This is a genomic window from Nocardioides sp., assembly GCF_004803405.1.
Classification (GTDB): Bacteria; Actinomycetota; Actinomycetes; order Propionibacteriales; family Nocardioidaceae; genus Nocardioides; species Nocardioides vastitatis.
On sequence record NZ_SSXI01000283.1, the window covers coordinates 1 to 5,077 of the forward strand.

Consider the following 5,077-nt stretch of genomic DNA (forward strand, 5'->3'; position numbering starts at 1 on the left):
CGAGCGTCGAGTCGCGCAGGCCGCGGGCGTTCCGGCGCTGGCCGCGCGAAGCGAGCGGGCGACGCGCGCCGAGGTGTCCCGGCGGATGTCCTGGCCCCTCCGGCGCACGCCGGAGACCGAAGGTCCGGTCGTCGGAGCCGGTGGCCTGCGACTCGGCCCGGTCGACCGGCCCGCAGTCGACACGGCCGTGCGGGCGATCGCGGACCAGGTCTGTCGTGACCTGACCGACGCGTGGGGAGGTCCGGTCCGTGGGGCCGCGACGGACCGCCTGTCCCAGACCGACGACCGGCTCGACGCGGAGCTGGCCGCTCTCCGGTTGCCGGTCGAGCTGCCGGGGTGGCTGGCGTGGGTCGGCCCGATGCGCGGGCTGCTGGCGATCTCCGTGCTCGGGTGCCTGCTGGTCCTCGGCGCACCGGTGCTCCTCGCTCTCGCGGTCGCCCTCGTCGCCGGTGTCGGCGTCGGCCTGTTCGAGAGGCGGGTCGCGGCGCGGACCGCCGCCCGCCAGGCGCAAGCGGTCGAGGACGCCTGCCGGCGCACCATCGCCCGCGTGGTGCGCAGCCATGTCGTCGCACCGGTGCAGGCGGAGCTCTCCTCCTACGCCCGCTTCCGCAGGGGCGTCGACGCGGCGAGCGCGCGCCCGGTGAGGACGAGCATGCCGGCACCGCGCTGAGGCAACCTTCGTCCCGGGGCGATGGTCGTACGGGTGACAGACTTCGACCACGAGAGGGAGGTGCCGTGAACGATGTTCCGGACGACCCGATCCAGCGCTGCTTCCACGCGTCCTACCGCCGCTTGGTGGGCCAGCTGTACGGCGTCTGCGGCGACCTCACCGAGGCCGAGGAGGTGGTGGCCGAGGCGTTCGCCCGCGCCGTGGCCTCCCGCCGCACCTTCGAGCGCCTCGACCAGCCCGAGGCCTGGCTGCGGGCCGTGGCAGTGAACGTCGCCCGCACCCGTCACAAGCGGCGTGTGGTCGGGGAGCGCCTGGTCGGACGGTCGACGCCCCGCGCAGAGGCGGAGGTACGGCATCCCGACCTCACCGAGGACCGGCTGGCCTTGGTCGACGCGCTCCGGTCCCTCCCGCAGGCACAGCGCGAGACGCTCGCGCTGCACTACCTCGCCGACCTCCCCGTCGCGGAGGTCGCGGCCACGCTCGGGGTCGCACCCGGCACGGTCAAGGCCCGGCTCAGCCGAGGGCGGGCCGCACTGGCGGCCGTTCTCGGAGTCGCCGACGGCGAGTCCGACCAGCTCGTGAACGGAGGCTCTCGTGGCTGACATCGATGAGCTCCTCACAGCCGACCCCGGCGGGATCGCCCAGCGTGCGGCCGAGGCCGCCGAGGCCCCCGACTTCGGGTCTGTCGCCCGACGCGGTCGTGGTCGTCGTACGCGACGACAGGCGGGGATGGTGGGCGCGGCGGCCCTCGCCGTGACGGCCGTGGTCGGCATCGCCCAGGTCCTCGGTCCCGGGGATGACCGCGGTCCCGGGCCGACCGAGCAGTCCTCCGTCGCGACCACGTCGCCGGCACGGCCACTGGCGGAGCTCGCGGCGGTCGCCGACGCAGCCGACTCGACGATCACCGACCTCGCCGTGGTGCCCGGCAACGCGGAGGTGATGGCCGTGATCTGGAGCTTCGAGGAATTGAGCGTGCTCGCCGTCACCGGCGACGGTTTCGAGAGCCGTTCGCTGGTGGAGGTGCCCACCGGGTCGATCGTCGAGCCGCTGTCTTCCACGACCTTCGTGCTACGAGAGGGGTGGGACGGGAAGCGCATCCGGATCATCGGCAGCGACGCCCCGTCCGGAGTCACCGTCACCGTCACCGGCCGCGAGACGCCGGCGAGGGCCGACGAGGTCCCGGTCGTCCTCGCCGGCGCAGGCAGCAGGGAGGGTCCGGAGGTGGTCGCGGTCGCCGCCGACGGCGGGGCGCATCCCGTGCCGACACCCGCCGGGCTCAGCCAGGTGACCGTCTACGGTGGCCGCCTGTCCGGGGTGGCGTGGGGCGATCCCACCGTCTACCACTGGTCCGATGACGGCGGCGCGACCTGGAGCAGTGAGGAGCTCGGCCGCGACATCTTCAACATGTCGGTACGGTCAGCGATCGGCCAGGACCACGCCGTGCTCGAGGGCGGGGACGGCGCGACCCTCTTCCCCGCCGAGGCGCTGCACTTCGCGAGCGCTGCGTCACCGGAGGACTGGACCCGGATGGAGTTCCCGCGCGGCGGCGAGACGCACTGGACGGTCGACGGCGCGTGGCACGAGGACGGCGACCTCCGGCTGATGCTGACCGAGTGGGAGAAGGGCACCACGGTGCGCGACTCGGGAGTGTGGCGGCTGGTCGTCGGCGACCTACGGGTGCCGGGTGAGCGAGAGGGCCTCGCCCTCGAGAAGGTCGGTGACAGACCCTTCGGCAACACCACGGCAGTGGGCCCGGTCGCCTTCGAGTACGTCGACGGGCCGGTCGTGTGGGTCACCGGGCCCCGGGGCGAGTTGGCTCGCACGCAAGACGGCGGCGCGACCTGGCAGCGGTTCCGGTCGCGGTGACCGGTTCGCGTCGCGCCCCGGACGGCCGGTCGAGACGCCCCGGCGTGCGCTCATAGGCGCCCGAGCGCGGCCTTCAGCGGATCGAGCCCCAGCGAGCCCAGGTCGAGCGCCGCCGTATGGAAGGCCTTGAGGTCGAACGATGCGCCGTGGCGGGCCTGCGCGTCGGCCCGGGCGTCGAGCCAGATCCGCTCCCCGAGCTTGTACGACGGCGCCTGGCCGGGCCAGCCGAGGTAGCGGTTGACCTCGAACCTCAGCGACCCGTCGTCCATCCGCGAGTGCGCGCGCATGAACTCGAGGACCCGATCGGCGTCCCACACCTCGCCCGGCCGCCAGCCGAACGGGTTGCCCTCCGGGATCGTCAGACCCAGGTGGACGCCGATGTCCACGATCACCCGCGCCGCCCGGAAGCCCTGCATGTCGAGGAATCCCAGCCGGTCGCCGGGGTCGTCGAGGTAGCCCAGCTCGTCCATCAGTCGCTCGGAGTAGAGCGCCCAGCCCTCGCCGTGGCCGCTCACCCAGCACAGCAGCCGCTGCCACCGGTTGAGGAGGTCGGCGCGGTGTACGACCTGTGCGCACTGGAGATGGTGGCCGGGCACACCCTCGTGGAAGACGGTCGTGGTCTCGCGCCAGGTGGAGTAGATCTTGTGGTCGTCGGTGAAGGAGAACCACATCGTCCCCGGGCGGGAGAAGTCCTCGCTCGGAGGTGTGTACCAGGCGCCGCCGTCGTTGACCGGCGCCACCTTGCACCGGAGGGTGCGGATCGGCTCGGCGATGTCGAAATGCACCCCGTTGAAGTCGGCGAGGATCGCGTCGGACCTCTCCTGCATCCAGACCTCGAACGCCTCGCGACTGCCGAGGTCGCGGGCCGGGTCGGCGTCGAGCGCCCGCACCGCGTCCGCCATCGAGCCTCCGGGGGTGATGCGCTCGGCGGTCGCGGCCATCTCGTCCTCGATCCGCTTCAGCTCCTCCCAACCCCAGCGGTAGGCCTCCTCGAGGTCGACGGCTGAGCCGAGGAAGTAACGCGAGGCAAGCGCGTAGGGCTCGCGCCCGACCCCGTCGGTGTCACGACCCCGTGGCAGGAGATCGGTCTCCACGAACCGGCCGAACTCCGCGTACGACGTCGAGGCGGCCTCGGCAGCCTGGGCGAGCCGTCCGCGGAGCCGGTCGGGTGCCTTCTCCACGGTGCGCTCGAAGAAGTCGCCGGCCCGACCCTCCTGACCGGTCCAGCCGCGCACCTGGCTGGCCACCTCGACGTACTGCCGCTGGGAGGAGACCCGACCGGCTGCCGCCTCCTCGTGCAGCGTCGTGCGGTAGCCGTCGAGCGCGGCGGGGACGGCTGCGAGGCGGTCACCGATCGCCTCCCAGTCCTCGGGGGTCTCGGTCGGCATCAGGTCGAAGGCGCCGCGGACCTGGTGGATCGCGCTGCTGATGACCGAGAACTCGCTTCGGTCCACGCGGGCGTCGGCCCGCTCCACCATCAGCCCGACGCGCTCGAGGAAGGCGTCCTGGGCGGTCTGCTCGCGCTCGTCCCCCGCGGTCAGCGCCGTCACGTCGGCCAGTGCCCGGCGGTGCAGCTCCTCGCGCGCGGCGAAGCCGTCGGGGGAGTAGTCGGGCAGCTTGCCGTCGTACCCGGGGATCCCGGCGTACGTCGCGGTCAGCGGGTCGAGGATGGCGACCTCGTCCACGAACTGGTCGGTGCGGGCGTCGACGGTGCGGGTCATGCCAGGACCCTATGCGTGGACACCGCCGGCACGCGCGCCGATCAGCCGAAGGGTCGCTCGTCCCTCTCGATGCCGTCACTGCTGAGCGTCGCGGTGCCGCCGGGGACGGCGCCCGCCGCATCCACTAGTACCTCCACGGGTCCAGGGGCCGCGCCCGTGTAGGTGAACTCGCAGACCACCCACTCCTCGCCCGGCGTCAGCTCGTAGTCCGATAGGTGGTTGAGCGGATTGCGGGTCGTGCCGTCATCCGCGAAGCAGTCCCATCCCTCGCCGTTGTCCTCGGTGACGTAGACGGTTTCGTCGAAGTCGAGCCGCAGCTCGAGGAGGTACGGACCGGGGTCGGGAGCCGTGACGGACGTGGTCACCGCCGTGCTGGTGGCCGTCACGGAGACGATCGCCGGGCACGCGTAGAAGTCGAGCAGGTCGCCCTCGAACGTGGTCGGTGCGCCGGGTGCGATCACGTAACCCGCCTCCGGCGTCGCGGTGACGGTCCAGTCACCCTGGAGCCCGTCGCCGGAGGTCCGCGTGTAGCGGACGCCCTGGGTGGTCGGCATGACCAGGCTGCCGTACGTGCCGCAGGCGGTGATCGGGTTCTCGGTAGGTCTGACGGGCGTGACCGCGACCGGCTGCGGCACCGGGGTGGGAGCGGGTGTGGCAGCGGGCGTGGGAACCGGTGTGGGAACCGGGGTCGGGCTCGGGATCGGCACCGGCGGCTCACGGTCGGGCGCCTTGGTCGGTGCCACCGGCGGTACGGGCGCGGGCACGGCGGGCAGGGGCTCGTCGTCCTCGACGACGGGCTGGACAGGAGCGGCCGGCGGTG

The 5,077-nt window shown here is 73.0% G+C and carries 3 protein-coding genes and 2 pseudogenes; 3 read left to right on the forward strand and 2 right to left on the reverse strand.

Annotated features, from left to right (window positions below):
- The 3 genes and pseudogenes from E7Z54_RS19865 to E7Z54_RS19875 all read left to right on the forward strand — a co-directional run.
- A pseudogene (locus tag E7Z54_RS19865) lies at positions 1–670 on the forward strand (hypothetical protein); the annotation flags it as partial.
- A gap of 65 nt (positions 671–735) precedes the next feature.
- The gene (locus tag E7Z54_RS19870) at positions 736–1,272 is read left to right on the forward strand and encodes an RNA polymerase sigma factor (protein WP_136436454.1); all 537 of its coding nucleotides are present in this window, start codon (positions 736–738) and stop codon (positions 1,270–1,272) included.
- Complete coding sequence (locus E7Z54_RS19875) at positions 1,265–2,536, forward strand: hypothetical protein (protein ID WP_136436455.1); 1,272 nt, start codon at positions 1,265–1,267, stop codon at positions 2,534–2,536. Before E7Z54_RS19870 ends, E7Z54_RS19875 begins: the two co-directional genes overlap by 8 nt.
- A 50-nt stretch (positions 2,537–2,586) precedes the next feature.
- Here E7Z54_RS19875 and E7Z54_RS19880 read toward each other — a convergent pair whose 3' ends face one another.
- Positions 2,587–4,257, reverse strand: coding sequence for a DUF885 domain-containing protein (locus E7Z54_RS19880; RefSeq protein ID WP_136436456.1), 1,671 nt, complete (start codon positions 4,255–4,257; stop codon positions 2,587–2,589).
- Between the two features lie 41 nt (positions 4,258–4,298).
- A pseudogene (locus tag E7Z54_RS23520) lies at positions 4,299–5,077 on the reverse strand (hypothetical protein); the annotation flags it as partial.

Excerpts from the sequence above, each read along its gene's own strand:
- E7Z54_RS19880 (WP_136436456.1), bottom strand. The coding sequence starts at position 4,257 with ATGACCCGCACCGTCGACGCCCGCACCGACCAGTTCGTGGACGAGGTC.